This is a genomic window from Mycobacterium colombiense (genome assembly GCF_003284935.1).
Lineage (GTDB): Bacteria > Actinomycetota > Actinomycetes > Mycobacteriales > Mycobacteriaceae > Mycobacterium > Mycobacterium arosiense_A.
The window spans coordinates 123,397-144,812 of record NZ_QMEV01000005.1; the positions used below are offsets into that span (position 1 = coordinate 123,397).

Annotated in this window: 20 protein-coding genes and 1 tRNA gene; 8 read left to right on the forward strand and 13 right to left on the reverse strand. The window is 68.1% G+C overall.

The features are described 5' to 3' along the window. Positions 1-25: 25 nt before the first annotated feature. Both DQP57_RS04435 and DQP57_RS04440 read right to left on the reverse strand, forming a co-directional pair. Positions 26-334, reverse strand: coding sequence for a hypothetical protein (locus DQP57_RS04435; protein WP_112631832.1), 309 nt, complete (start codon positions 332-334; stop codon positions 26-28). A gap of 1 nt (position 335) precedes the next feature. Continuing rightward, positions 336-992 carry a DJ-1/PfpI family protein gene (locus DQP57_RS04440; RefSeq protein WP_112631833.1) on the reverse strand — a complete coding sequence of 219 codons (657 nt, stop codon included), beginning with the start codon at positions 990-992 and terminating at the stop codon, positions 336-338. 75 nt (positions 993-1,067) lie between these two features. Between DQP57_RS04440 and DQP57_RS04445 the strand changes: the two genes are divergently transcribed. Further along, complete coding sequence (locus DQP57_RS04445) at positions 1,068-2,024, forward strand: GlxA family transcriptional regulator (RefSeq protein WP_112631834.1); 957 nt, start codon at positions 1,068-1,070, stop codon at positions 2,022-2,024. On the opposite strand, the gene DQP57_RS04450 is transcribed toward DQP57_RS04445, so the two are convergent. The 5 genes from DQP57_RS04450 to fabG are packed head-to-tail and all read right to left on the reverse strand — an operon-like array spanning position 2,021 to position 7,077. Then, positions 2,021-2,707 carry a GntR family transcriptional regulator gene (locus tag DQP57_RS04450; RefSeq protein WP_112631835.1) on the reverse strand — a complete coding sequence of 229 codons (687 nt, stop codon included), beginning with the start codon at positions 2,705-2,707 and terminating at the stop codon, positions 2,021-2,023. The two genes, DQP57_RS04445 and DQP57_RS04450, sit on opposite strands and share 4 nt — an antisense overlap. Positions 2,708-2,711: 4 nt before the next feature. Then, a complete protein-coding gene (locus DQP57_RS04455) occupies positions 2,712-3,905 on the reverse strand; it encodes an acyl-CoA dehydrogenase family protein (RefSeq protein ID WP_112631836.1) in 1,194 nt (397 codons plus the stop codon). Between the two features lie 24 nt (positions 3,906-3,929). Beyond that, positions 3,930-5,129 (reverse strand): CoA transferase, encoded by a 1,200-nt coding sequence (locus DQP57_RS04460; RefSeq protein ID WP_112631837.1) that lies wholly within the window; start codon positions 5,127-5,129, stop codon positions 3,930-3,932. After that, on the reverse strand, positions 5,126-6,346 hold the full coding sequence (locus DQP57_RS04465; RefSeq protein WP_112631838.1) for an acetyl-CoA C-acetyltransferase: 1,221 nt from the start codon (positions 6,344-6,346) through the stop codon (positions 5,126-5,128). Before DQP57_RS04465 ends, DQP57_RS04460 begins: the two co-directional genes overlap by 4 nt. Beyond that, the gene (gene fabG, locus DQP57_RS04470; RefSeq protein ID WP_112631876.1) at positions 6,343-7,077 is read right to left on the reverse strand and encodes a 3-oxoacyl-ACP reductase FabG; all 735 of its coding nucleotides are present in this window, start codon (positions 7,075-7,077) and stop codon (positions 6,343-6,345) included. Before fabG ends, DQP57_RS04465 begins: the two co-directional genes overlap by 4 nt. A 129-nt stretch (positions 7,078-7,206) precedes the next feature. Here fabG and DQP57_RS04475 point away from each other — a divergent pair, with 129 nt between their 5' ends. From DQP57_RS04475 to DQP57_RS04490, 4 genes are all read left to right on the forward strand, one after another. Then, a complete protein-coding gene (locus DQP57_RS04475) occupies positions 7,207-8,391 on the forward strand; it encodes an acyl-CoA dehydrogenase family protein (protein ID WP_112631877.1) in 1,185 nt (394 codons plus the stop codon). Between the two features lie 40 nt (positions 8,392-8,431). Continuing rightward, positions 8,432-9,253, forward strand: coding sequence for a mycofactocin-coupled SDR family oxidoreductase (locus DQP57_RS04480; RefSeq protein ID WP_112631839.1), 822 nt, complete (start codon positions 8,432-8,434; stop codon positions 9,251-9,253). Between the two features lie 54 nt (positions 9,254-9,307). Next, entirely contained in the window at positions 9,308-9,736 is a 429-nt protein-coding gene (locus DQP57_RS04485) for a pyridoxamine 5'-phosphate oxidase family protein (protein WP_112631840.1), read from the forward strand. A 64-nt stretch (positions 9,737-9,800) separates the two neighbouring features. Further along, positions 9,801-13,118 (forward strand): LuxR family transcriptional regulator, encoded by a 3,318-nt coding sequence (locus DQP57_RS04490; protein ID WP_240631675.1) that lies wholly within the window; start codon positions 9,801-9,803, stop codon positions 13,116-13,118. Here DQP57_RS04490 and DQP57_RS04495 read toward each other — a convergent pair. The 3 genes from DQP57_RS04495 to DQP57_RS04505 form a co-directional block, all read right to left on the reverse strand. Continuing rightward, a complete protein-coding gene (locus DQP57_RS04495; protein WP_112631841.1) occupies positions 13,104-14,183 on the reverse strand; it encodes a phosphotransferase family protein in 1,080 nt (359 codons plus the stop codon). The genes DQP57_RS04490 and DQP57_RS04495 overlap by 15 nt on opposite strands. Positions 14,184-14,270: 87 nt before the next feature. After that, the gene (locus tag DQP57_RS04500; RefSeq protein ID WP_112631842.1) at positions 14,271-16,007 is read right to left on the reverse strand and encodes an ABC transporter ATP-binding protein; all 1,737 of its coding nucleotides are present in this window, start codon (positions 16,005-16,007) and stop codon (positions 14,271-14,273) included. Further along, positions 16,004-18,628: an ABC transporter ATP-binding protein/permease gene (locus tag DQP57_RS04505; RefSeq protein WP_112631843.1), complete on the reverse strand. Its 2,625-nt coding sequence runs from the start codon at positions 18,626-18,628 to the stop codon at positions 16,004-16,006. Before DQP57_RS04505 ends, DQP57_RS04500 begins: the two co-directional genes overlap by 4 nt. A gap of 225 nt (positions 18,629-18,853) precedes the next feature. Here DQP57_RS04505 and DQP57_RS04510 point away from each other — a divergent pair, with 225 nt between their 5' ends. After that, positions 18,854-19,279, forward strand: coding sequence for a thiol-disulfide oxidoreductase DCC family protein (locus DQP57_RS04510; RefSeq protein WP_112631844.1), 426 nt, complete (start codon positions 18,854-18,856; stop codon positions 19,277-19,279). Positions 19,280-19,332: 53 nt separating this feature from the next. On the opposite strand, the gene usfY is transcribed toward DQP57_RS04510, so the two are convergent. Both usfY and DQP57_RS04520 read right to left on the reverse strand, forming a co-directional pair. Further along, positions 19,333-19,677: a protein UsfY gene (gene usfY / locus DQP57_RS04515; RefSeq protein WP_112631879.1), complete on the reverse strand. Its 345-nt coding sequence runs from the start codon at positions 19,675-19,677 to the stop codon at positions 19,333-19,335. 106 nt (positions 19,678-19,783) lie between these two features. Beyond that, positions 19,784-19,870: transfer RNA gene (locus DQP57_RS04520), tRNA-Leu, on the reverse strand. Positions 19,871-19,965: 95 nt separating this feature from the next. On the opposite strand from DQP57_RS04520, the gene DQP57_RS04525 reads away from it, so the two are divergent. Together DQP57_RS04525 and DQP57_RS04530 are read left to right on the forward strand one after the other, a co-directional pair. Then, the gene (locus DQP57_RS04525; protein WP_112631845.1) at positions 19,966-20,346 is read left to right on the forward strand and encodes a hypothetical protein; all 381 of its coding nucleotides are present in this window, start codon (positions 19,966-19,968) and stop codon (positions 20,344-20,346) included. Beyond that, the gene (locus DQP57_RS04530; RefSeq protein ID WP_112631846.1) at positions 20,343-20,693 is read left to right on the forward strand and encodes a DUF3817 domain-containing protein; all 351 of its coding nucleotides are present in this window, start codon (positions 20,343-20,345) and stop codon (positions 20,691-20,693) included. Before DQP57_RS04525 ends, DQP57_RS04530 begins: the two co-directional genes overlap by 4 nt. A gap of 18 nt (positions 20,694-20,711) precedes the next feature. On the opposite strand, the gene rdgB is transcribed toward DQP57_RS04530, so the two are convergent. Beyond that, positions 20,712-21,326 carry an RdgB/HAM1 family non-canonical purine NTP pyrophosphatase gene (gene rdgB, locus DQP57_RS04535; protein WP_112631847.1) on the reverse strand — a complete coding sequence of 205 codons (615 nt, stop codon included), beginning with the start codon at positions 21,324-21,326 and terminating at the stop codon, positions 20,712-20,714. Positions 21,327-21,416: the final 90 nt, after the last annotated feature.

The window sequence follows — 21,416 nt, forward strand, 5'->3', positions numbered from 1 at the left end:
GCTGTGCGACAAGAGATGGCGCCGGCTAGCGTCGAGTCCCGGTTACCGACGAACGTGGCAGCCGGCCCGCGCGCGAATGCCCGCTCAGGGCGTCACCCCGCACCACGACGTCGAAATCGAGGTTCAGGCGCATGGGCCTGGTCACCGACTGTCGCCACGTGAGGCGAGTGCCGCCGTCGGCCGTTTCGCACGTAACATGTTGCAAGGCAACGGTTTCATCCTTGTAGGTCGCCGTGCCGGCGACCCCGTCGCGCGATCGGGTGAACGCGTACAGCACCGGCAAGGTGCCGATCGGGGTTTTGATCGTCACGTCCCAGTGGCCTTCGATGCTCAACCTAAACCTCCACCGGTTCGCGGCCGACGGGTCGCCACACCGTGCCCCGCCGCTCGTATTCGAAGAGTTGCTCGACGGCATGGGCGATTCGCGGGCCATAGAAGCGATCGAGCAGATGCAGGCCCAGGTCGAGTCCCGAGGTGACGCCGCCCGCCGTGACCAGGTCCCCATCGTCGACGACGCGGGCCACCACCGGATGCACGCCCGCCGCCTCCAGCAGGTCCAGACCCAGGTGGTGTGTCGCCGCGCGCCGCCCTTCGATGAGCCCCGACATCGCCATCACGATGGAGCCGCCACACACCGCCGCCACTGTCATGTCCGCGTTGCCGAATGCTTTGTGCAGCAGCGGAGTCAGCTCGCTGTCAGCCACTCGGCCCAACAACACCGGGATGGTCTCGGCCCCGTCATCGGGGTCACCGACGGTGGGCCCACTGGCGCCGGGCACGATCACGCAGCCCGGCTCGGACGGATCGAGCCGGGCGGTGGCGGTCAACGCGAGACCACGCGTGCCGCTTGTCACGGTGCGCGGTCCTTCGGCCGCCACCAACGTCACCGCGAGCTCGCCCGAGACCATGTCACTGCCGGCGGCGAGGACTTCGAAGGGCGCGATGACGTCGAACGGGTCGAACCCGTCGTATAGAACGATTTGCGCATGCACCCGGCCATGGTCACCGGTCGCCGCGCATCACACCAGTGGCTGGATTGCCACCTTCCACCGGTATATTGCCAAGCCATGCACGCCGTCGCGATCCTGGCCGAGCCGGATGTCATCGCGTTCGACCTCGCCATGGCGATCGAGGTGTTCGGCCGTGTCCGGCTCGCCGACGGGAGGCCCGGCTACCGGGTGCGCGTGTGTGGCTGCGAACCTCTCGTGGCGGCCGGGCCGATCGGGATCGCGACGGACCATGGGGTGGACGAGCTCGCCGCGGCGGACACCATCGTGGTGCCCGGCCGCAACGACGTCGCGGCGCCGGTTCACGACGATGTGATTGCCGCGCTGAAGTCCGCTTACCGCAATGGCATTCGCATCGCTTCCATTTGTAGTGGCGCCTTCACGGTGGCCGCCGCGGGCATTCTCGACGGCAAACGGGCAACCACTCACTGGGTGGCGGCGGAACTGTTCGCGGCGCGCTATCCGACCGTCCGGCTCGATGCCGACGCGCTGTACGTCGACGAGGGCCAAGTGCTCACCTCGGCCGGGGCGTCCGCCGGATTGGATCTGTGCCTGCACATGGTCGCCCGCGACTACGGTTCGGCCGCGGCCGCCGACGCCGCCCGGCTCGCCGTCACCCCGCTGCACCGCAGCGGTGGCCAGGCACAATTCATCATCCGCAATCGCCGGAGGTCCAACACCGAGCTGGACGACGTATTGGTCTGGATCGAGAACAACGCGCACCTGCCGCTGACCCTGCGCGACATCGCGCGCCGGGCGTCCAGCAGCGAGCGGACGATCAACCGCCGGTTCAAGAGCGAGACCGGCCACACCCCCATGCAGTGGGTCAACAACGTCCGGATCAGGCACGCGCAGCAGCTCCTGGAGAGCACCGGCGACAGCATCGAAACCATCGCTCGCCGAACGGGTTTCGCGTCGTCGACGAACTTCCGTGAGCAGTTTCGCCGACTGGCGGGAGTGTCGCCGCAGACTTATCGGCACACGTTTCGGGACCAGGACACCCGCGGGCGCGACTAGGCCAGCGGGCCGTCGTCGGCCACCACCCCGCGCGCCACCAGGTGATCGATCAACGGAACCGCCCCGGCCGCAAGATGTTCCGACATCGCCGCGCGGGCAAGCGTGCCGTCACGCTTCTTCAGCGCGGACAGGATCCGCCGATGGTCCTGCATCGATTGCTCCGGCCAGCCCTCGATGGCGGGGAACACCGACTCGGGGGCATAACGGGTGATCTGCGACATCAGCTGGGCGAGCTTGGGCGAGTCCGCCGCGACATTGATGGCGCGGTGAAATTCGTGGTTCAGCCGGACGGTGCCCTCGTGTTCGCCGCCGGCGTAGGCGTCTTCGAGCTGCGCCTGGATCTCCTTGAGCTCGTGCAGCTGGTCGTCGGTGATGTTGATCGCCGCCCGCGCCGCCAATTCGCCGCCGACGTGGGCCTGCACGTTCGCCACGTCGGTGACGTCGCGTCCGGTCACCGGCAACACCGCGAAGCCCCGACGGGGTTGCTGGTTGATCAGGCCTTCGGCGCACAGCGCGAACAGCGCCTCACGCACCGGTGTGACACTGATGCCCAACTCCGCGGCCAATTGGTCCAGCCGGACGTACGATCCGGCCGCGTACGTGCCGTCGAATATCCGCCCGCGGATGATCCGCGCGACGTCCTCCGAAAGTTGAGGCCGCGCAGCGAAATCCGGAACGCTCATCTGCCTACACCTGGTACTCGGCGAGCAGTCGCTTGCTGATGATGTTCTTCTGGATCTCGCTGGTGCCCTCGCCGATCAGCAGGAAGGGCGCGTCGCGCATCAGCCGCTCGATCTCGTATTCCTTGGAATATCCGTAACCGCCGTGGATCCGGAAACTCTGCTGGGTGACCTCGGCGCAATATTCGCTGCACAGGTATTTGGCCATGCCGGCGGCGACGTCGTTGCGCTCGCCCGAATCCTTCAGGCGCGCGGCGTTGACCATCATCAGGTGGGCCGCTTCGACCTTGGTCGCCATCTCGGCCAGTTGGAACGCGATCGCCTGGTGCTCGGCGATCGGCTTGCCAAAGGTCGCGCGTTGTTGGGCGTAGCGCACCGCGAGCTCGAAGGCGCGGATCCCCACACCGCACGCCCGCGCCGACACGTTGACGCGGCCGACCTCGATCCCGTCCATCATCTGGAAAAAGCCCTGCCCGGTGGTGCCGCCGAGGACGTCGTCGGCCCCGGCCCGGTAGCCGTCGAAGATCATCTCGGTGGTTTCGATGCCCTTGTAGCCCAGCTTCTCGATCTTGCCCGGGATGTGCAGGCCGGCAACGACTTCGCCGAAACCGACCGGCTTTTCCACCAGGAACGCGGTGAGGTTGCGGTGCGGCTTGTCCGAACCCTCGTCGGTGCGCACCAGCACCGCCACCAGCGTGGAGGTGGCGCCGTTGGTGAGCCACATTTTCTGGCCGTCGATGGTGTAGGTGCCGTCGTCGTTGCGTCGCGCCCGGGTGCGGATCGCGGCCACGTCGGAACCCAGTTCCGGCTCGGACATCGAGAAGGCGCCGCGTGTCTCGCCGGCCGCCATCCGCGGCAGGAACCGTTGCTTCTGTTCGTCGGTGCCGTGCTGGCGCAGCATGTACGCCACGATGAAGTGGGTGTTGAGCACGCCGGAGACGCTCATCCAACCGCGCGCCAGTTCCTCGACGCACAGCGCGTAGGTCAGCAGCGATTCTCCGAGCCCGCCGTACTCCTGGGGAATCATCAGACCGAACAGGCCCATCTCCCGCATCTGATCCACGATCGCCTGCGGGTAGGTGTCAGCGCGTTCCAGCTCGGCCGCGTGCGGAATGACCTCCTTCTCGACGAATTGCCGTACCGTGGCGATGATCTCGGTTTGGAGGTCGGTCAATCCGAGGGTCTGGGCGAGTTTGGCCATGTGCCGTGGTTCCCTTCCGGCTGCTCAGCAGGCGATGGTCTTGGCGTCCGTCAGGCGCGCGATGTCGGCGGCGCTCAACCCCAGACGCGCGAGGACGTCGGCCGTGTCCTGTCCCAGGGCCGGTGCCGGCGCGCTGGGCGGATGGCTGCCGTCGAATGCGGCAGGCAGGCCCGGCGCGAAGTACTCGCCGAGACCGGGCTGGCGCAGTCGGGAAAAGAGCGGATTGTCAGTGACTTTCGGTCCCGTGGCGACCTCGGCGAAGGTGCGGTACCGCTCGAAGAGCACCGTGGTGTCGGCCAGCGCGGCGGTGATCTCGGCGGCGGTGTGGGCGCTGAACCAGGTGGCGAACAGGCTCGACAGCACGTCGCGATAGCGGTAGCGGTCGCCTTCCGACCCGAAATCGGCGCCCAGCGCCTCGGCGAGTGCCGACACCGCGTCGCCGGTGCCCGTCACCGCGAGCAGATCGCGAAAGTGCCGACCGGTCAGGGTGACCACCATGAACCTGGCCCCGTCGCTGCTGGTGAAATCCTGCCCGTACTGGCCGTAGATGGCGTTGCCCAGCCGTTCGCGTTGTGTCCCAGTGACTTGCGGCTCGGTCAGCAGCCCCAGGTTCGCCGCGGTGGCCAGGGCGACGTCCTCGAGCGCCAGGCTGATCCGGGTCCCCGCCCCGGACCGTTCGCGGTGGCGGACCGCGGTGACGACGGCCAGCGCGGCGTACAGTCCGCAGCACACATCCCAGGCCGGTAGCACGTGGTTGATGGCGCCGGCATGATCGGCCGGACCGGTGACGAGCGGATAGCCCAGCCCCGCGTTGACGGTGTAGTCCACTCCGGTGGAGCCGTCACCGCGCCCGAGCAACTGAACGTGAATCACGTCGGGGCGCTTGGCCGCCAAGACCTCGTGGCTGAGCCAGGACAATCCCGCGGCGTTGGTCACCACGACGCCGTCGCCCTCGGTGATCAGCCGCTGAACCAGTTCGCGACCGTCCGGGGACCGCAGATCGATGGTGGCCGACCGCTTCCCTTTGTTCAGGCCGGTCCAGTAGATCGAGGTGCCGTCCGCCGCCAGCGGCCACCGCTGGACATCGGACGCGCCGCCGATCGGATCGATTCGGATGACCTCCGCGCCAAGCTGATTCAGCGTCATGCCGCACAGTGGCGCGGCGACGAAACTCGACACCTCCACGACGGTGAGGCCGTCCAGCGGCAACGCCCGATCGGTCATTTCGGCGCGACCCGCTCGAAGACGGCAGCCAATCCCTGGCCGCCGCCGATGCACATAGTCTCAAGGCCGTAGCGCGCCTGGCGGCGATGGAGTTCACGCGCCAGGGTGGCCAGCATCCGCCCGCCCGTCGCACCCACCGGATGTCCCAGCGAGATCCCCGAACCGTGCACGTTGGTGCGCTCGTGATCGGCGGCGCCGAACTTCCATTCCCGCATCACCGCAAGCGCTTGCGCGGCAAAGGCCTCGTTGAGCTCGATGAGGTCGATGTCGGACAGCCGCAGACCCGCCTTGGCCAGCGCCACCTCGGTCGCGGGCACCGGCCCGATGCCCATGACCTTGGGCGCGATTCCCGCCACGCCCCACGACACCAGGCGCACCAACGGCTTCAGGCCGTATTCGTCGGCCTTCTCCGGTGTGGTGACCACGCACATCGAAGCCGCGTCGTTCTGCCCACTGGCGTTGCCGGCGGTGACGGTGGCCTCCGGATCCTCTTTCACCAGAACGGGTTTGAGCTTGCCCAGCGATTCGACCGAGGTGTCGGCGCGCGGGTGCTCGTCGGTGTCGATGAGTTCCTCACCGGTGCGGGTGGGCACCGCGACCGGGATGATCTCCTCGACCAGAATGCCGTCCTTCTGCGCGGCGACGGCACGCTGATGGGATCGCACCGCCAGCTCGTCCTGTTCCCGGCGCGAAATACCGTACTGGCGGCGCAGATTCTCGGCCGTCTCCAGCATTCCCCCCGGCACCGGGTAGTTCCGCCCGCCGGCGGTCGTGCGCCCCCGGGCCAGCCCGTCGTGCACCCGCACACCGGTGCGGGCCCCGCCCCAGCGCATGTCGGTGGAATAGAAGGCGACGTTGCTCATGCTTTCGCAACCCCCGGCGACCACGAGGTCGTTGTCCCCCGCGCCCACCTGCAGGCAGGCCTGGATCACCGCCTGCAGGCCCGAGCCGCACCGCCGGTCGACCTGCATGCCCGGAACCGTTACCGGCAGGCCGGAATCCAGCGCCACCACGCGCCCGATCGCGGGCGCATCGCTGTTGGGGTAGCAGTGGCCGAGGATCACGTCCTGGACGGCGTCGGGCGCCAGCCCGGTCCGCTCCAGCAGCCCATTGAGCGCGGTGACACCGAGGTCGACGGCGCTGAGCGCCTTGAACATTCCGCCGTAGCGGCCGATCGGGGTCCGAACGGGTTCGCAGACGACGGCCTCGACACTCATAGGTGGCGGCCGCCGGTGATTTCCATGACCGTGCCGGTCATATACGACGACAGATCCGACGCCAGGAACAGCGCCACGCTGGCGACCTCACTGGGCTCACCCGCGCGGCCCAGCGGCACCTCGGCGACCTTGGAATCCCAAATGCGCTGTGGCATAGCCTCTGTCATCGCCGAGCGGATCAGTCCGGGTGCGATCGCGTTCACCCGGACGCCGAGGTAGGCCAGCTCCTTGGCGGCGGCCTTGGTCATGCCGACGATGCCGGCCTTGGCCGCCGAGTAGTTGGTCTGGCCGATCATGCCGACCTTGCCGGACACCGAGGACATGTTGATGATGGCGCCGCGCTTGTTCTCCCGCATGACGGCCGCGGCCAGCCTGGTGCCGTTCCACGTCCCCTTCAGATGCACGTTGATGACCTGATCGAACTGCTCCTCGGTCATCGTGCGCATCGTTGCGTCGCGGGTGATCCCGGCGTTGTTGACCATGATGTCCAGGCCGCCGAAACGCTCGACCGCGGTCTGGATCAGGGTTTCGACCTCGGAGGACTTGGTGACGTCGCACCGGACGGCCACCGCCACGTCGTCGCCGCCCAACCGCTTGGCCACGACCTGGGTTTCCTCGAGGTTGACGTCGCCGAGCACCACTCGCGCGCCCTCGGCGACGAAGCGCTCCGCGATGGCCAGACCCAGCCCCTGCGCTCCGCCGGTGATTACCGCGGTCTGACCCGTCAGCATCGCCACTTTCGATCACCCATCCTTCACTGTCGTCGCCTCCACCGGGCACGTCTGAAGCAAATATCATATTTGATATAGGATCCTGCTCTGAACCGGGGTGCCCCGGATCCAGAGAGGAGTGTGGAGCCCATGGCCACCGCCGAAGTCGCGGAAGTCTCCGACGAGGACTTCCGCGAGATCCTCGCTCAGACAAGGCAATTCGTGCGCAGTGTGGTCGTCCCCCGCGAGCAGGAGATCCTGGACACCGACCGCGTGCCCGACGATCTGCGCGACGAGGCCAAGAAGATGGGCCTGTTCGGCTACGCGATCCCCCAGGAGTGGGGCGGCCTTGGCCTCAACCTGATGCAGGACGTCGAGCTGGCGATGGAGCTGGGCTACACGTCGCTGGCCCTGCGGTCGATGTTCGGCACCAACAACGGCATCGCCGGGCAGGTGCTGGTGGGGTTCGGCACCGACGAACAGAAATCCCGCTGGCTGGAGTCGATCGCGTCCGGCGACGTCGTCGCCTCCTTCGCGCTCACCGAACCCGGCGCCGGATCGAACCCCGCCGGCTTGCGCACCAAGGCCGTTCGTGACGGCTCCGAACAAGGCGGGGACTGGGTGATCTCCGGGCAGAAGCGCTTCATCACCAACGCGCCCGTCGCCGATCTGTTCGTGGTGTTCGCGCGCACCCGGCCCGCCGACGACCAGGGTCCGGGGATCGCCGTCTTTCTGGTGCCGGCGGACGCCGCGGGCGTCGAGGTGGGCGCCAAGGACGCCAAGATGGGCCAGGAAGGCGCCTGGACGGCCGACGTCAACTTCACCGACGTCCGCGTCGGTCCCGAGGCGCTCGTCGGCGGCAGTGAAGATCACGGATACCGAGCGGCCATGACCTCGTTGGCCCGCGGCCGGGTGCACATCGCCGCCCTCGCGGTGGGCGCCGCGCAACGCGCGCTCGACGAATCGGTGTCCTACGCCGCCACCGCGACGCAGGGCGGAACGCCCATCGGCAGCTTCCAGTTGGTGCAGGGCATGCTCGCCGACCAGCAGACCGGGGTGATGGCGGGCCGCGCGCTGGTGCGCGAGGCGGCCCGCCTGTGGGTCGCCGGCGAGGATCGCCGGATCGCGCCCTCGGCCGCCAAGGTCTTCTGCACCGAGATGGCCGGCAACGTCGCGGACCTCGCGGTGCAGATCCATGGCGGCGCCGGTTACATGAGAGGCGTTGCCGTCGAACGCATTTACCGTGACGTGCGCCTGCTGCGGCTGTACGAGGGCACCAGTGAGATTCAGCGTTTGATCATCGGATCGAACCTCGTCAAGGCGGCGCAACGATAAACCTGGCCGCGCAACGGTCGAAACCAGCAGAGGAGCAACGATGAGCGGCAGGCTTGCCGGAAAAGTGGCATTCATCACCGGCGCGGCCCGGGGCCAGGGTCGGGCGCACGCGGTGCGCCTGGCTTCCGAAGGCGCCGACATCATCGCCGTCGACATCGCCGGCAAGCTCCCGTCCTGCGTGCCCTACGATCCGGCGACTCCCGATGACCTGAGCGAAACGGTGCGCCTGGTCGAAGCCGCGAATCGCCGGATCATCGCCTCGGTCATCGACACCCGCGACTTCGACGGTCTGCGAAAGGTCGTCGCCGACGGCGTCGCCGAGCTGGGCCGGCTGGACGTCATCGTCGCCAACGCCGGGGTCGCGGCTCCGCAGGCATGGGATGAGATCACACCGGAGAATTTCCGTGACGTCATGGACATCAATGTGACCGGCACCTGGAACACCGTGATGGCCGGTGCGGACAAGATCATCGAGGGCGGCCGGGGCGGGTCGATCATCCTGATCAGTTCCGCGGCCGGTATGAAGATGCAGCCGTTCATGATTCACTACACCGCCAGCAAGCATGCGGTCACCGGGCTGGCGCGGGCCTTCGCCGCGGAACTGGGCAAGCATTCGATCCGGGTCAACAGCGTGCACCCGGGTCCGGTGAACACCCCGATGGGTTCCGGGGACATGGTCACGGCGGTGGGCAAGACCATGGAGACCAACCCCCAGCTGTCGCACGTCCTCACCCCGTTTCTGCCCGACTGGGTCGCCGAGCCGGAGGAGATCGCCGACACCGTGTGCTGGCTTGCCAGCGACGAATCACGCAAGGTCACCGCGGCCCAGATCCCGGTCGATCAGGGCTCGACGCAGTACTGAGCGCCCTTCGGGCGGATCGGGAATAGCTCCACCGCCCGGGCGTTTGCACTCGTCATGAAAGCCTTCACCGAATCCGAGCGCCAGGAATTCCTCGCCGACAAGCATGTGGCCGTGTTGTCCGTCGACGCCGGTGACGGCCGGCCGCCGGCCAGCGTCCCGATCTGGTACGACTACACCCCCGGCGGAACCATCCGGATCATGACCGGGGCGTCCAGCCGCAAGGCCCGCCTGATCACGCAAGCGGGGGCGGTCACGCTGGTGGTGCAGCGCGAGGAGCCGCCGTATCAGTACGTCGTGGTCGAGGGCACGATCGTCGAGACCACCAATCCGGCCCCGGCCGACCTACAGGAATCCATCGCCATCCGTTATCTCGGCGAGGAGGGCGGGCGCGCGTTCGTGCGCAGCATGGAAGGCGTCGAGGAGGTGCTGTTCACCATCCGCCCGGACCGCTGGCTCAGCGCCGACTTCACCGGCGACCTGTAGAGCCGCGATATATACGCGCATCCGCCGATGTTTTGCGGCATGCGTTTAGCTGATGCTGGCTACCATGAGCGAAGTCGATCCACGAGCGGACGTGCCGCCGTTGGACTGGAGCGAACTAGCCATGAACGAGCCCCTGCCGACCGGCACGGTGACGCTGCTCCTGGCCGATGTCCAAGGTTCGACGCAGCTATGGGACGCCCAGCCGCAGGAGATGACCGCGGCGATCGCGAAACTTGACCAGACACTTGGCGAGTTGGTCAGGACCCATCACGGAATTCGTCCGGTCGAGCAGGGTGAGGGTGACAGCTTCGTCATCGCTTTCAGCCGGGCGTCCGACGCCGCGGCGTGCGCGCTCGCGTTGCAACGCGCTCCCCTGGCACCGCTACGGTTACGGATCGGCGTGCACACCGGCGAGGTGCAGTTGCGCGACGACAACAACTATGTCGGGCCGGCCATCAACCGGACAGCTCGACTTCGCGAGCTCGCGCACGGCGGCCAGACGGTGTTGTCCGGCACCACCGGCGACCTGGTCGCCGACTCGCTGGCCGACGACGTGTGGTTGACGGACCTCGGCACCCATGCGTTGAGGGACCTGCCCCGACCTGAGCGGGTGTTACAGCTATGTCATCCCGATCTCTGCAACGAATTCCCGCCCCTTCGTAAGCGCGATACCGTTATCGCCCAACGCCTCCCCGCGCAGCTAACCAGCTTTGTCGGCCGCGACACCGAGATGGGTGACGTGCAAAGCATTCTCGCGCGGAACCGGTTGGTGACGCTGACCGGCGCCGGTGGCGTGGGCAAGACCCGCTTGGCTGTCCAGATTGCGGCCGCGATCGCAGGCGACTACGCCGACGGAATCTGCTATGTCGACCTGGCTCCGATCACCGACCCCGATCTGGTGCCGATCACCGCGGCGCGGACGTTGGGCCTGCCGGACCACCCCGGGCGTTCCCCGGAGAAAAGCCTGCTGCAGTTCGTCGGCGACCGGCACATGCTGATGGTGCTCGACAACTGCGAACATCTGCTGGACGCCAGCGCGGCGCTCATTACGGCGTTGCTGGCGGCCTGCCCGCGGCTGACGGCGTTGGCGACGAGTCGCGAGCCGATCGGCGTCAGCGGCGAGGTGATATGGCGAGTGCCGTCGCTGTCCTTCGAGGGCGACGCCGCGCGACTCTTCGAAGACCGCGCCCACCACGCGCACCCCGGGTTCAGCGTCAATGACGACAATGCCGCCGCAGTCAACGAGATTTGTCGTCGGCTCGACGGCATGCCTCTGGCGATAGAGCTGGCGGCGGCGCGGGTGCGCGCGCTGTCGCCCAACGAGATTCTCGCCGGCCTGCAAGACCGGTTCCGGCTGTTGACCGGCGGGTCGCGGACGGCGGTGCGCCGCCAGCAGACATTGCAAGCCTCGGTGGACTGGTCACACGCCTTATTGACTGAACCGGAGCGGACGTTGTTCCGCAGGCTTGGCGTTTTCATGGGCGGGTTCGACCTCGACGCCTGCCGACAGGTGGTCTGCGATGAGGATCTGGCGCCGCATCAGGTGCTGGATGTACTGGCTTTGTTGATCGACAAGTCACTGGTGATCGCCGAATCCTTGGGTAGCGCAACGCGATACCGATTGCTGGAAACGATCCGCCAGTATGCGCAGGAACGGCTCAGCGCATCCGCTGAGGCCATCACCGTCCGGGACCGGCACCGGGACCACTACACCGCGATGGCCGCCGCGCTCGATGCTCCGGGCCGCACCAGCCTGGAGCTTCTGCTCGACCAAGCTGAGGCCGAAATCGACAATCTGCGAGCCGCGTTCGCGTGGAGCCGGGAGAACTTTGACACCGACAGCGCACTGCAGCTCGCCACCTCGCTGCTGCCGCTGTGGTTGACGCGGGGCCTGCCCAAGGAAGGATCGGACTGGCTTGACCTCGGCCTAGCCGACGCCGACGCCCGGGGCGCCCATGTGACACCCCGGGCGATGGCGCGGGGGTTGGCCGACAAAGCATTTCTGGACAACATGCGGGACGCGGAAAGCCTTGCGCGAGCCCAGCGCTCGCTGGCAATAGCTCGCGAGCTGGATGATCCTGCGCTGCTGGCGCGCACCCTCACCGCCTGCGGCCGCCTCGCCGCCTGGAACCCCGAGTTGGCTCGACCGTATCTGTCGGAGGCGGAGGCTTTGGCCCGAGCCATGGGCGACCGGTGGCGGCTGAGCCAGATCCTTTACAGTCAGGCGCTCACCGCCATCGTCGGTGCGGGCGATCTGGACGCCGCGGTCGCCGCAGCGACGGAGGGCCGCGACGTCGCCGACGAGGTCGGCGACCGGGGCTATTCGCGCGGGTGCCGGTTTTGTCTTTCCGTAGTGCCATGGGTGCGAGGGGATATCGCCGAGGCCGAAAACCAGCTCCGGCAGCTGATGGTCGAAGCGGACGAGGCCCACGCCCTGATCTGGCAGGTGAATGCACGGTCGTACCTGTGTCTTGTGCTCGCCCATAGCGCACAGGCGGCCGAAGGCCGCGCCGTGGCGCTCGAGGCGCTAGACGGTGCCGCCGAGATCGGCCGGTACCAGGAAGGCGTGGTGTATGCGGCGCTGGCCTTTGCCGACCTCGCCGGCGGCGACATAGACGCGGCCGTCGATGCCAGCGCAGCGGCCCGCGAACGGTTCGGCGACCGGCCGCTTGCGGCTACGACTACCAAGCCCTCGGCGCAGGTCGCGCTCGCCCGTGGTGATTTGGCGTCGGCCCGTCGCTTCGCCGAGGACGACGTTGCCAGCGCGGTGGGGTGGTTCATGGTGGAGGCGTTGACCACGCGAGCGCGTGTGGCGTTGGCGGAAGACGAACCGGGGCAGGCCGAGCGCGACGTCCACGACGCGTTGATGCGCGCCGTGGAGACGGGAATCCACTCCCTCGTCCCCGACCTGCTGGAGTGTCTGGCCCGTCTGACCCACCTTGCCGGAAGCCACCTAGACGCGGCTAGGCTCTTCGGCGCGGCGCACGCCGTGCGCGAGCGAACGGGCATCGTCCGCTTCCGGGTATACGACGCCGAATACGACGCATCGGTGCTGGCGACGCGTCAAGCGTTGACAGAGAAGGAATTCGATGATGCCTGGGCCGCCGGCGCGGCCCTGTCCATGGACGAGGCGATTGCCTACGCGCGCCGCGGCAGAGGCGAACGCAAGCGCCCGCCCAGCGGTTGGGACTCATTGACCCCGACCGAGCGTGACGTCGTCCGCCTCGTCAGCGAAGGACTGGGCAATAAGGACATCGGCGATCGGCTGTTCATCTCGCCTCGCACCGTACAGACGCACCTCACCCACGTGTATGCCAAACTCGGGCTCACGTCACGGATGCAGTTGGCTCAGGAGGCGACTCGTCGATCAGTGCTCGATTAGGTCCAGCGTCCCGAGCTCGCGGATCGCCTGGCAGCCGCGGCTGAGCATGGTCAGCACCATGTCTTCACCGCGCTCGGTGGCTGCGGCGAACGCGAACCCCAGCGCCGAGATCAGCGGGGCCTGCAACACCCCGAGCCGGTAATCGTGCCAACAGGTTTCGCGGTCGTAGTCGCCGACGCCGCCGGCCGTCAGCGCGCGGTGATAGTCGGTGATGAGGTCCTCTTCGATGCTCGCGCGCAGTTGCGGATTGAGGCTGGTCGCGGTGAAGTACGCGAGATCCCGGGTCGGCAGACCCACGCCGAGCGTCTGCCAGTCCACTACGCTGACCCTGGTCCGCTCCGGATCGAACAGCAGGTTGTCCAGGCGATAGTCGCCGTGTAGCAGGGCGAACCGGTCATACTCGGACAACAGCCAGGGCGCGATCAAACGCATTGCCGCACTGAAGGTATCGCGATCTGCGGCGCTCATCCGCTCGCCCAGCTTGTCCAGCGTGATGTCGGCGCTCACCTTCGCCACCTCGCCCATGCCGTCCGCACCGGCCTCATCCGGCCGGCCAAACGCGATGCCGGGGAAATCGAGCCAGACGGGATCGCACCAACTGGGTGCGTGCAGGCCGGCCAGCGCGGTAACCGCAAGGCGCGCCTCGGTTTCCCCGCAACCGACGAGCTGATCACCCTGCACCGCCGGCGCCTGATCCGCCAGCAGCAAGGCGAAATCCATTGCATCGTCGGTGATCTCGGAATAAAAGCACCGCGGCGTGGGCACCTGCACCCGATCCACCACCGACGAATAGAACGCGCATTCGCTGCGGTAGCCGATGACCACCCGGTCGCGCACCGTGTCGTCCTGGGCGGGCAGCTTGATGACAAAGGTCTGCGGCAGGTCCCCGGGATCCGTCGCGTAGCGCGCGGTGATCCGGTAGGTCGCCCCGGTCTGTCCGGTGCCGATCGCGACCACGTCCACGTCGGCGACCTCGACGGGTGCGCCACCGCCGGACAGCGCGGCCGACAACCACTGCGGGGTCACGTCGCCGGGGTATCGCGGTATCGACAGCACAGCACTCATACGCAGCACGCCTCCTGTACGCGGACAGCTCCGTCCGACTGACAAACTGTAAGGCATACCGCAAGAGTTGCGGTCAACCGCGGTGCGCTAGTCGGTCAGAATGCGCCATTCGGCGGCTTCGTGCTGCCGGCGCCAGAATTCGTCGAAACGGCCGCCCGCAGCGAGCAATTCGTCAACCGTGCCATCCTCGGCTACCCGGCCGTTGTCGAGGAACAGCACGCGGTCGGCGTGACGGATGCTGGCCAGGCGGTGCGCGACGATCACCTGGGTGCGTGCGTGCGGGTCGGCGGTGAGTGCGTCGACGACCGCGGCTTCGTTCTCGGTGTCCAACGCGCTGGTCGCCTCGTCTACCAGCAGGATCGGCGCCGGTTTGAGCAACGCGCGGGCGATGCTGACGCGTTGGCGCTCACCGCCGGACAGGGCCGAACCGGCCTCGCCGACGACCGTGTCGGCGCCGTCGGGCAACCGTGCGACCAGCTCGTCCACGCGCGCGAGCGCCACCGCCCGGGCGAACCGCTCGTCGCCGGCGCCGGGATCCCCGGCGAACACGTTGTCGCGGATCGACCCGTGGAACAGGTAGGGGTGCTGGAAAACGACGCTGGCCGCCGCCCGCCGGGCGTCGGCATCCAGCGTCGCCGCGTCCACCCCGTCGATCAGCACCCGGCCGCCGGTGGGCTCGTGCAGCCCGGCGATCAGCGCCAGGATGGTGCTCTTACCCGAACCGGAGGGTCCGACGATCGCCGTCGTGCTGCCCGGTTCCAACGCGAAGCTCACGCCATCGAGCACCGGCGCGCCCGCGCCGTCGTAGCGGAACACGACGTCGTCGAACTCGATGCGTGGCGCCGCGGCGCCGGCCAGCGTGGCGCCACCGGCATTCATCAGCGGCGCGGTGAGCACCGAGCGGATGTTCTCGAGCGTGGCGCGGGTGCTTTCCAGCGCCGGCGCCAGCTCGCTGATGGTGGTGAACGGCTCGAGGTAGCGCACGATGACGACGATCAGCGCGACGGCCTCGGCCACCGTGAGCGTTCCGTTAAGGGTCAGCGCGGTGGTGGCCCCGGCCAGCAGGATCAGCGCGAGCTGGCTGGCGAGGCTGAACAGCAGCTGGCCCGGGACCTGCATCGAGAGCAGGCGCATGGTGGCGCCGTGTTGTGCGGCCAGCGCGTCGCCGACCAGGCTGCGCGCCGGCTCGACGCGCCGTGCGGCGCGCAACGCCTGCTGGGTCCTGGCGAACTCGATGATCCGCTCGGTGAGCGCGCTGTTGGCCTGGGCCGCAGCGACATCGGCGCGCCGAGCCAGGCGCGCCGACGCCCACAGCGCACCCAACAGCAGCGGCAGGCCCCCCAGCGCCGCAGCCCCCAGCTGCCAGGACACCGGCAGCAGGACCACCGCGATGGCCGCAGGCAACAGGACGGCCGAGATCAGCGGCGTCAGCAGGTTGACGACCAGGCCGACGAGCTCCGGTCCGGTGGCGGCGATCGCCTGCCGTGCGGTCGCGGTGTGCTCGGCGGTGAACCAATCCAGCCGCACGCCGGGCAGCCGATCCGCGACGTCGTGCTGGCTGTGATCCAGCACGGCGAAACCAAGGTCGAAACCGATACGGGCCGTTGCGGTGTCGATCGCCCAGCCGGTCACGCTGGCCGCGGTCAGCCAGCCCAGCCAGACCAGCGCGCGCTGCGGGGCGTCACCGAACAACGCCCCCACCAAGGGGACCAGCAGCACGGTGGCCACCGCCCGCACCACCACGGAGACCAGTGCCAACACCGTGTAGGTGATGACCCGGTTGCGACGTTGCGCCGGAACCAAGCTCAGCCACGTGCGAATCATCGCGCCCCCTCGCCGGTCGTGCCCGCGGTCACCTGGTCACGGTGGCTCCGATGGCCGCCGTCCCACAGCCGTCGGTACCGGCCGTCGGCGCTCAGCAACTCGTCGTGCGTGCCGCGTTCGACGATGCGACCGTGGTCGAGCACGACGATCTGGTGGGCGCGGGTGATGGTGTGCAATCGATGCGCGATCACCAGCACGGTGCGATCCTGCGTCAGCCGGTTGAGGGCTTGCTGGACAAGGTATTCCGATTCCGGGTCGGCGAAGGCGGTGGCCTCGTCCAGGATCAGTACCGGGGTGTCGGCGAGGATCGCACGCGCGATGGTGAGCCGTTGACGTTCGCCGCCCGAGAGCCCGCTGCCGGCGCCCAGCATGGTGTCGTAGCCGTCCGGCAGCCGCATGATGCGGTCGTGGATTTGCGCGTCGCGTGCCGCCTGTTCGATCTGCGCGGCGGTGGCATCGGGGACGGCCAGCGCGATGTTTTCCGCGACGGTGTCGTGCACCAATTGCGTTTCCTGCAGCACGAATCCGACTTGAGCATAGAGCTGGTCGGCGGTCATCGACCGAATGTCTTGTCCCCCAACGCGTATGGAGCCTTGGCCGACGTCGTGGAACCGGGCGAGCAGGGCGGCCAGCGTCGACTTGCCGGACCCGGAGGGGCCGACCAGCGCGGTGACCGTCCCCGGCCGCAACGTCAGCGAGACGTCGTGGATGACCGGCACGTCGGGCCGGTAGCCGAAGCTGACGTGGTCGAACACCACCGTCGACGCCGGATCCCCGGTGGCCTCGTGGTGATCGTGCATAGCGAGGTCGGCCTCGTCGAGGGTGTTCTGCAGTCGTCGAGCGGCCAGCATGCCGGCGCGAATGCCGCCCAGACCGTAGGCGATGCCGAGCAACCGTGCCCCGAACGTGGTGCCCAGCAACAAGAACGGCAGCAGGTTCACCGGATTCATCCGGCCCGTGACCACCAGCAAGGTGCCGGTGACCGCGATGAGCCACAGGAACGTCGAGGGACGGGTGACCAGATCCATGAACGTCTTCTTGCCGGCCAGCGGGCGCTGCCAGGCGACCAGGAAGCCGACGTAATCATCCAAGCGGCGCCGGAAGCTGGACGCGGCGGCGCCACCGAAGACACGGATCACCGGCTGGCCTTCCAGGTATGCGCCGGCCTCACCGCTCATCGTCTCCGCCCAGCGCTGCGATTGCGGGATGCGCGGACCCGACTGAATCGTCAGCGACGACGTCAGCACCAGGTAGACCAGGACCGGCAAGAACAACACCAGCGCCACCCGCCAGTCGACGGCGAACAGGTAGACCAGCACCGCGACCGGCGCGACGGCGGCGGCGACCGCGTCCGGGATGGCATGGGTCACCAGGTAGTGCAGGGACAGCGTGTCGTCGGTCAGCAGCTGCTTGATCGACCCCGACCCGCGTGCGGTGAACCAGCCCAGTGGGAGCCGAGACAGCTTGTGCAACAGGCGCGATCGCAGATCGCGGGCGAACCGCGCGTCGACGACGTGGAGCCACAGCGTGAGGGCGGCACCGAGCACTGCGCCCAGGCCCAGCAGTGACACCGCCGCGATGCCGATGTCGGCCAGCCGGGACGCGGGCGCGCCGGAGACCAAGCGCCGGGCCAGCTCCACCAGCAACACGAACGGCGCCAGTTGCACCAGCGTGATCATCGCCTGCAGCACACCGGAGACGATCAGCGCCGAGCGCAGCGGCGCGAGCAACCGCCCCGCGCCCTGGGCGCGCCAGTTCCCCCGGGCCGCCGGAGCGGGTGTGACCTCTGGCACCCGCTGCGCCGATTCCAGCTGCGCCGCAACGTCTTCCGCGGAGACGGCGGGTGCGACACCGTCGGATCCCGCCGGCTCGTCGCCGCGCCGCGTGCCCATGGCGCGCCCGGCGCTCCAGTACGCCTGGGCGTGCACCTCGGACTTGGGAAAGCCGAACTCGTCGCGCAGCCGTGTTCGCACCTGCTTGAGCGTCGTGGCCTCCGGCGTCGCCCACGCGTACCAGTCCGACCAGTCCCGGTTTTCGATCGCCGCCGCCAGCGACCTCTCGTCGTGGCCGACCACCCAGTGCACCCGGAGCCTGGGGTGCCCTGCGATCGGGATCAGCGTGTCGTCGTCGTCGTGTTGTTCGAGGTACATCTCGATCGGGACGTCGTCGGGGACCACCCCGATGATGCCGTTCATGCCCGGGATGGACGCCGAGTCGCCGATGAGCAGGTAGCCGGCCGGCTGTTCGTCGGGCACGTCGAACCGAGACGAGCCCATCAACGCCATGACCGCGATGGTCGCCCCGGGCTGCACCGTGCGCGCCCATTGCGACGCCGGTCCGGCGGGATCGTGCAGCACGATGTCGACCGCGAAACGTCCGGCGGGAGCGTCCGCCTCCGAGATCGTGTACGCCCGCTGGAATTCCGTCTTCGATCCGTCCGGGTCCGGAAACCAGAACCGCAGCCACGCAGCCGGTTCGGGATCCACGTCCTCGAACAGCGTCGGCGACACCATCCGCACCCGCACGAAATGCGGTGCGATCCGGACGGTTTCGATCACCGTCGCGGTGTGATCGCGCGCGCCGAAGCTGCGCAGCATCACACCGGAGAATCCGCGCGCCATTAACGGTCCTTTCTCGCGGCACCCCGCGCCGGGACGGCCTCGCCGATCTGACGACCCGGCGAGGCCACGGATCGATGCGGCCCGCACACACGCTGGATTCGACACCTGCCACGACCCCGGCTGGGCGCCGAGATCACCGGCCAGCTGGTCACGGCTCGGTACGTTACAAACTAAGGGTTGCCTTACCATAGGTCAACCGCGGCGCCGCCCAGTAACCTGGACGACATGAGCGGTGAGTCAGCGGCGCCGGTGCTGCTGTATGACGGGGTGTGCGGCGTCTGCAACCGGTCGGTGCGCGCGATTCTGCGGTTCGATCCCACCGGCCCCCTGCGCTTCGCGGCGCTGGAGAGCGTCTTCGCCAAAGCGATCATCGAGCGGCACCCCGAGATCGGCAGCGTCGACTCGGTGGTGTTTGTGGATGACCCGGGCGGGCCCTCGGAGCTGGCGGCCGTCCGATCCGAGGCCGTGCTGCGCGTGGCGCATTACCTCGGCGGACCCTGGCGACTGTTCGCGCTCGCGCGCGTCATTCCCGCTCCGCTGCGCGACTGGCTCTACGACAGATTTGCCGCGGTCCGCTACCGCATCGGCGGCAAGTACGACACTTGTCCGCTGCCGGCCCCGGAGGTACGTGCCCGCTTCATCGAAGACTGACCGGCGTCGGTCGGTGCCCGGCGCCGAGACACGTCCGCCGCGGATTCTTTCCTTCAGCTCGGCGAGCGTGCGGCTTCGACCCGTGTGGCGGTGGCAGCGCGTCGGCGGGTATGACGGCGTCTTCGAAGCAGCCAATGATCATCAATGCGGTCGACGCGGCGAAACTCCGCGACGAACCAGAGCGCTCCCGCCACCGTTCCGAGTACGGCGACAAGCACTGTCGTGGCGAGCCATTCGTAATGCCCGTATGCAGCGACTGCCGTAGTGCCGATCATCCCCGACAACGCGACGGCTAGCAGGATGAGCCCCGGCCAGAGAAAGTTGTCCTTCATCGTGATGCCAGCGCGCGGTTGCGTGGTCCGGAAATGATCCGTCGGATCGTGATGCTTGTCTCCCATCACCTCTCCCCTCGTCGTCCGACGAGATAGCGACGTGCTGCTCATAAATACGTTCGTCGTCGGGGTGAGGTTCACCGGACCGGAATGAAGTGTGGACTCGTAGCCCTGGTGCGGGCGGAGGGACTCGAACCCTCAAGCTCTTTCGAGCAATGGCACCTAAAACCATCGCGTCTGCCAATTTCGCCACGCCCGCGGCTTGCCGATCGTATCGCTTGCGACGCCGCCGGGCTGCCGGCACGGGCTCGACGAATTCGTCGGGCCCCAATCCCAAAGCGGTACGGTCAAGGGGTGTCCACTACGCATCGTCGCAGGCCCGCGCTCATCGCGCTGGTGATCGTCGCGGCGTGCGGCTGCCTGGCCCTGGGCTGGTGGCAGTGGACCAGGTTCAATTCCGTCTCGGGCTCCTTTCAGAACCTCGGCTACGCGTTGCAGTGGCCGCTGTTCGCGGGATTCTGCGTGTACGCGTACCGCAAATTCGTGCGCTACGAAGAGGAGCCACCACAGCCGCGCGGCACTGACGCGATGACGGAGATACCCGCCGGGCTGCTACCCGAGCGGCCCAAGCCCGCCGCGCAGACACCCGACGACCCCGCCCTGCGGGAGTACAACGCCTACCTGGCCGAGCTCGCCGCGCACGACGCCGAAAAGCAGAAGAGGACAACCGCATGACCACACCGGAGACGCCCGGAGCGCAAGTGCCCGCGGTCCCCGCCGACAAGATCCGCACCGCGTTGCTCGGCTACCGGATCATGGCGTGGACGACGGGTCTGTGGCTGATCGCGCTGTGCTACGAGATCGTCTCGCACCTCGCCTTCGGCCACGAGATCCGGTGGATCGAAGTGGTCCACGGCTGGGTGTATTTCATCTACGTGTTGACCGCGTTCAATCTGGCGGTCAAGGTGCGCTGGCCGCTCGGCAAGACGGTGGGCGTGCTGCTGTCCGGGACCATCCCGCTGCTCGGCATCATCGTCGAGCACTTCCAAACCAGGGACGTCAAGGCGCGTTTCGGGTTGTAGGTCACACGCCGGGGCGCTCTAGCCCCCGGCTCGGGCGAGCGTTTCGAGCGCGGGCAACAGCAGCCGCAACGCCCGCCCGCGATGTGAGATGGCGTCCTTCTCCGCTGGGCTCAGCTGCGCCGCCGTGCGGTCGTGTCCGTTCGGGATGAAGACCGGGTCATAGCCGAAGCCGCCGTCGCCGCGCGGCTCGCGGGCGATGCTGCCGGGCCACTCGCCGCGCACGACGACCTCTCCGGCGGCCGAGACGAGCGCGCAGGCCGAGACGAACGCCGCACCGCGCCGGCCGTCGGGCACGTCGCGCAATTGCGCCAGCAGCAACGCGGTGTTGCCCGCGTCATCGCCGTGGCGACCCGACCAGCGCGCCGACAGCACGCCGGGCATGCCGTTGAGCGCGGCGACCTCGAGCCCGGAATCGTCGGCCACGCTTGCCAATCCGCTCGCGTTGAAGGCATCCCGCGCCTTGGCCAGCGCGTTGTCCTCGAAGATCGCGCCCGTCTCCGGCGCCTCGTCGAACGGCGCCACGTCGTCGAGCGATACCAACGTCAACCCGGTCAGGCCGGCGGCGTCGAGCACCCGGCGCAACTCGGCCAGCTTCTTGGGGTTGCGGCTGGCGACCAGGAGGCGGGTCAGCATCTATTCCTAGACGCGCGTGTGGGCCGTTGCCGATGCACCCCGCCACCTTACGGACTGCGAGACAGACGCGGCGACGGACATACAACGCGG

Excerpts from the sequence above, each read along its gene's own strand:
- DQP57_RS04460 (WP_112631837.1), bottom strand. The coding sequence starts at position 5,129 with ATGACCGATCGGGCGTTGCCGCTGGACGGCCTCACCGTCGTGGAGGTG.
- DQP57_RS04510 (WP_112631844.1), top strand. The coding sequence starts at position 18,854 with ATGAGCGGTGAGTCAGCGGCGCCGGTGCTGCTGTATGACGGGGTGTGC.
- DQP57_RS04495 (WP_112631841.1), bottom strand. The coding sequence starts at position 14,183 with ATGAGTGCTGTGCTGTCGATACCGCGATACCCCGGCGACGTGACCCCG.
- DQP57_RS04475 (WP_112631877.1), top strand. The coding sequence starts at position 7,207 with ATGGCCACCGCCGAAGTCGCGGAAGTCTCCGACGAGGACTTCCGCGAG.
- DQP57_RS04450 (WP_112631835.1), bottom strand. The coding sequence starts at position 2,707 with ATGAGCGTTCCGGATTTCGCTGCGCGGCCTCAACTTTCGGAGGACGTC.
- rdgB (WP_112631847.1), bottom strand. The coding sequence starts at position 21,326 with ATGCTGACCCGCCTCCTGGTCGCCAGCCGCAACCCCAAGAAGCTGGCC.
- DQP57_RS04445 (WP_112631834.1), top strand. The coding sequence starts at position 1,068 with ATGCACGCCGTCGCGATCCTGGCCGAGCCGGATGTCATCGCGTTCGAC.
- DQP57_RS04480 (WP_112631839.1), top strand. The coding sequence starts at position 8,432 with ATGAGCGGCAGGCTTGCCGGAAAAGTGGCATTCATCACCGGCGCGGCC.
- DQP57_RS04490 (WP_240631675.1), top strand. The coding sequence starts at position 9,801 with ATGAGCGAAGTCGATCCACGAGCGGACGTGCCGCCGTTGGACTGGAGC.
- usfY (WP_112631879.1), bottom strand. The coding sequence starts at position 19,677 with ATGGGAGACAAGCATCACGATCCGACGGATCATTTCCGGACCACGCAA.
- DQP57_RS04485 (WP_112631840.1), top strand. The coding sequence starts at position 9,308 with ATGAAAGCCTTCACCGAATCCGAGCGCCAGGAATTCCTCGCCGACAAG.
- DQP57_RS04465 (WP_112631838.1), bottom strand. The coding sequence starts at position 6,346 with ATGAGTGTCGAGGCCGTCGTCTGCGAACCCGTTCGGACCCCGATCGGC.
- fabG (WP_112631876.1), bottom strand. The coding sequence starts at position 7,077 with ATGCTGACGGGTCAGACCGCGGTAATCACCGGCGGAGCGCAGGGGCTG.
- DQP57_RS04455 (WP_112631836.1), bottom strand. The coding sequence starts at position 3,905 with ATGGCCAAACTCGCCCAGACCCTCGGATTGACCGACCTCCAAACCGAG.
- DQP57_RS04530 (WP_112631846.1), top strand. The coding sequence starts at position 20,343 with ATGACCACACCGGAGACGCCCGGAGCGCAAGTGCCCGCGGTCCCCGCC.
- DQP57_RS04500 (WP_112631842.1), bottom strand. The coding sequence starts at position 16,007 with ATGATTCGCACGTGGCTGAGCTTGGTTCCGGCGCAACGTCGCAACCGG.
- DQP57_RS04505 (WP_112631843.1), bottom strand. The coding sequence starts at position 18,628 with ATGGCGCGCGGATTCTCCGGTGTGATGCTGCGCAGCTTCGGCGCGCGC.